4 protein-coding genes and 1 pseudogene are annotated in these 3,615 nt (G+C 65.7%); 2 read left to right on the forward strand and 3 right to left on the reverse strand.

Annotated elements, in window-relative coordinates; translation table 11 throughout:
* Both AX721_RS28380 and AX721_RS17435 read left to right on the forward strand, forming a co-directional pair.
* A pseudogene (locus AX721_RS28380) lies at positions 1-247 on the forward strand (stability/partitioning determinant); the annotation flags it as partial.
* The gene (locus tag AX721_RS17435) at positions 244-1,227 is read left to right on the forward strand and encodes a replication initiator protein A (RefSeq protein WP_068877261.1); all 984 of its coding nucleotides are present in this window, start codon (positions 244-246) and stop codon (positions 1,225-1,227) included. The pseudogene AX721_RS28380 and the gene AX721_RS17435, both read left to right, overlap by 4 nt.
* Positions 1,228-2,237: 1,010 nt before the next feature.
* Here AX721_RS17435 and AX721_RS28620 read toward each other — a convergent pair.
* The 3 genes from AX721_RS28620 to AX721_RS17445 are packed head-to-tail and all read right to left on the reverse strand — an operon-like array spanning position 2,238 to position 3,554.
* On the reverse strand, positions 2,238-2,540 hold the full coding sequence (locus tag AX721_RS28620) for a type IV secretory system conjugative DNA transfer family protein (RefSeq protein WP_082765288.1): 303 nt from the start codon (positions 2,538-2,540) through the stop codon (positions 2,238-2,240).
* Positions 2,461-2,661 (reverse strand): type IV secretory system conjugative DNA transfer family protein, encoded by a 201-nt coding sequence (locus tag AX721_RS28390; RefSeq protein ID WP_231754732.1) that lies wholly within the window; start codon positions 2,659-2,661, stop codon positions 2,461-2,463. Before AX721_RS28390 ends, AX721_RS28620 begins: the two co-directional genes overlap by 80 nt.
* Positions 2,640-3,554 carry a type IV secretory system conjugative DNA transfer family protein gene (locus tag AX721_RS17445; protein ID WP_068877263.1) on the reverse strand — a complete coding sequence of 305 codons (915 nt, stop codon included), beginning with the start codon at positions 3,552-3,554 and terminating at the stop codon, positions 2,640-2,642. The genes AX721_RS28390 and AX721_RS17445 overlap by 22 nt, the downstream gene beginning before the upstream one ends.
* Positions 3,555-3,615 lie beyond the last annotated feature (61 nt).

Below are 3,615 nucleotides of genomic sequence, written 5' to 3' on the forward strand. Positions count from 1 at the left end.
GCCAACCCCGCCGGCCACGTCCTCCCCATCGGCGAGCGCTGCGCCATCGCAACCGGCTGTGGCGCAGGAAGCGAGATTACGCCGCCGGCGCACCGGCCGGGACCGGCAACTGAACGTCAAGGTCACCGACGACTGCCTGAGCCGATTTTACGCGATCGCGGATGCGCAAGGGTGGGGGCTCGGCGAGACCCTCGAGGAGGCCCTGGCGGCGCTGGAGGCCGCATTAACGGCAGCTGGCCGGCCATGACGCAGCGTCCCGATCCGCATCCTATCCGCGACTTCTTTATCGGTGAGCTGGTCGATTACGCGCCAAAAGATAGCCGTGACATGATGGAACGGCCGTTCTTTTCGCTCTCCAAGCGCAAGCGCAACAAGCCGATCGAATACGAAAACGAGGACAAGTCGGTCTATGTGCGGGTGATGCCGCATCCCGCGTACGGCATGGCGACGATTTGGGACGCGGATATCCTGATCTGGTGCATTTCTCGGATCATGGCCGAGTGCGATCGTGGCAAGAACAACGTCGAACGGACAATCTATACCACGCCCTACGAGCTGCTGCGGGGGATCGCGCGCGGCACGAGCGGCGCGGATTACCGGGATTTGATGGCGGCGCTGCGACGGCTGCGGAACACCGAAGTCGAGACGAATATCCGGGCCGGGCGGCGCAAGTACGCCGCGTTCAAGTGGATCGAGGACACGGAAGGGGAGGGCAGCAGCGAGGACGATCCCGACCAGCTGAAGTCGATCTCGCTCACCGTGCCCCGCTGGCTGTACAACGGCCTGCTAGGCGCCGGCGGCGTGCTGACTCTCGACCGCGAGTATTTCCTCCTGACCAGCGGCGTTGAACGAGCGATCTACCGCATCGCCCGCAAGCATGCCGGAAACCAGCCGGACGGTTGGACCTGCAAGATCCGCACGCTGCATCAGAAGGCGGGCAGTGAGGAAGTCGTCCGGAACTTCGCGATCCGGGTGCGCAAGCTCGCCCTTCGCGAGGGGTCGGAGGGCCAGTTGCCACGCTATCGCGTGACCCTCACGAAGACCCAGGACGGCAGCGAAGCTGTCCATTTTGTCGATCGCAGCCTGGCGGAAATGGCCGCGGAGCTGAAGCAACAGAAGGCGGCCATGGCGCGCCGGGCGCGCATCGCGGCCGAGGACGCTCGGGCTGCCCAGATCGACCGCGGAGAAAAGCCATGCCAGCTCAGTCTCCCTGACCTGGATACCTAAGCGATAGCGCGAGCCCCAAACGCCGGCCTCCGGTCGGGTCGTGGTTTTGAATGCAGGTGCGTGCGAATCAGGACTTTGAGGAGGGTCGCGAAGCTCTGCTAGAGCGGTATCTAAGGGCGATTCTGGTCGTCAGGTCCACAACTGAGACGCGCCCTTGGGGCCTGGTGCGAGCTCAGCGGGCACAACCCCGTGGTTTCAGATGCACTCGGCCCGTGTTTTCAGGCGCAGGAGGCTCGTGGTTTCAGGTGCGGAGCTATCGTGTTTTCGGATGCACGCCCTTCGTGGTTTCAGGTGCCGGCGCTCTCGTGGTAACGAATGCAGGAAATTATCCACAGACTCACGTGGCATCGGATGCAGTCACGATCGTGGGATCAAGTGCACGCCCCTCGTGGGAATGAATGCAAAATAGCGTGGTATCGAATGCACGCCGCCTTCATAAGTATTTGATTCTTAGTCGTTTTCTTCCCCTTCGATTCGGCTTAACCTCTTAACTTCCCTCTACTAACAAACTCTTTTCTAACGGCCTGCGCACCTCCAAAAAGACGATGGAAAACACCGCCTCTTGGGGGCTACGCCCCCGCCGGCTCGCTCCGCTGCTACGCAGCTCCGCCCCGGATCGCTAACGCGATCCTCCCACCCGGCATCCCCCAATCGGCGTCGGCCTACGGCCGACAAGTTTTCCCATGAGAGGAGACTTCAGCCATTCGAGCCCCTACCAGCTCCGTCAACACGGCCGCCAGCCCCGTAAAGGGCTTTTCGAAAAAGGCCTCGCATTTTCGTCGGTTGGAGCCGGGCGAGGGGAGGAGGTGGCAGAAACAGCCCCACAGGGCGCGAGAGCGGGCCCTGGAGCGGCCAAACGCGATTTTCCGGTATCCCCGGCCCATCGCCGCCTCGCCGGCCCTCCTGGCGCGTTCCTGTGGTCACGGCCTCGCCAGGGGCCAAAACCCCGATAGTCCGCGGCTTCGCCGCGGCCTCTGGATTTGTCGGCGCCCGTAGGAATCCGGGGTGAATTATCGGGGTTTTGGCCCCTGGCTATAGAGCCGCTGGAATTCCTCGTCGTCGTAGTACCGGACCTTGCGGGCGATCACCGGCGCCTGGCCCTGGCGCAGCAGGATTTCCAGCGCCGCGCCTAGCCGCATCACTTCGTCGGGCGTCAGCAGCTCGCGCTTGGCCAGGTGCGCGGCCGTCGAGGTGCTAGCTCCGCCCCGAGGGCCCGCTCCATCAGCGCCTTCTTCAACTGCCGAAACAGCCCGCCATCGCCCAGCCGAAGGCGCGGGCGATCGGCTCCAGGTAGCCCAAGGCTGCGAACTCATTGAGCAGCAGGAGCACGGCCGGCGGCGGCAGGGCAGGGGACCGGGCGAGCGCGCCGATCGCCTGGGCGACCAGCAGGCGCAGCCAGCGGGCGTGGGTGTTCAGCCGATCCGGCGGCAGCACCAGGAACACGGTGAGGAGAGGACGCTGGCCGCCTCGCGCTCGCTCTTGCCCAGGTGACGGTTGGCGGCCCGGCGCACCAGGCCGCCGGCAGCGGGGCTGGCCTGCATGTCGGCCAGCAGATCGCGGAATTCCTTGGGTGCTCCTGTGAGCAGCTCACGGACGCGGGCGAGGCTGCGATCGGCGCCGAGTTCGACGGTGACGACGTGGAGGATCAGGCCGGCGATCAGGGCCTTGGCTTCGTCGTTCCAGTGCGCCTCGCCGACCTGGCCGGGCGGATCGTGGACCAGGGCGTCGGCGAGGAGGGCGGCGTCCTCGGCGAGATCCAGGCTGTCCGGTTCCAGGCCATCGAGCGGGTTGAAGGCGGCCGAGGGTTGGCCGGAGATCCCAAAGGGATCGAGCACATAGACCGGGCCAAACCGGCCACGAGCGCGTGCGGTGATGCGGGCGTTCTCGCCCTTGGGGTCGAAACAGAGGACCGAGCGATCGGCGGTCAGCAGGTTGGGGATGATGGCGCCCACGCCCTTGCCCGAGCGAGTCGGGGCGATGGTCAGCAGGTGGGCTTGGCCGGCGTAGCGCAACAACCTTCCGCCGCGCCGGTTCTCGCGGCCGACGATCAGGCCTGCGCCGCCGCCGAGGCTGTCCTTCACCTGACGCTCGTCGGCGAAATGGGCTGAGCCGTCGACCCCCCGACCTGGCCCGTAGCCGCCGAATCTGGCGGTCCACCAGCCGCCGGCGCTGAAGATCCCCAGCAGCCCGAAGGCGACGGTCACGCCGTACTTCAGGGTGTTGTCGATCTGGGCGACGGCCGCGATGGGGATGAGCAGCAGTCGCCCGATCATAACGCCGATGAGCGCGCCTGCGCCCATGTAGACGATGAGGGCGGTGAGCCGCACGACGACTCTCATGGGGCTATGAACGGGAGCTGACGGCGCGCATTCCGCGGCGGTTCAGGTT

This window comes from Phenylobacterium sp. CCH9-H3 (genome assembly GCF_001557235.1).
Lineage (GTDB): Bacteria > Pseudomonadota > Alphaproteobacteria > Caulobacterales > Caulobacteraceae > Phenylobacterium.

Excerpts from the sequence above, each read along its gene's own strand:
- AX721_RS17435 (WP_068877261.1), top strand. The coding sequence starts at position 244 with ATGACGCAGCGTCCCGATCCGCATCCTATCCGCGACTTCTTTATCGGT.
- AX721_RS28620 (WP_082765288.1), bottom strand. The coding sequence starts at position 2,540 with ATGAGTTCGCAGCCTTGGGCTACCTGGAGCCGATCGCCCGCGCCTTCG.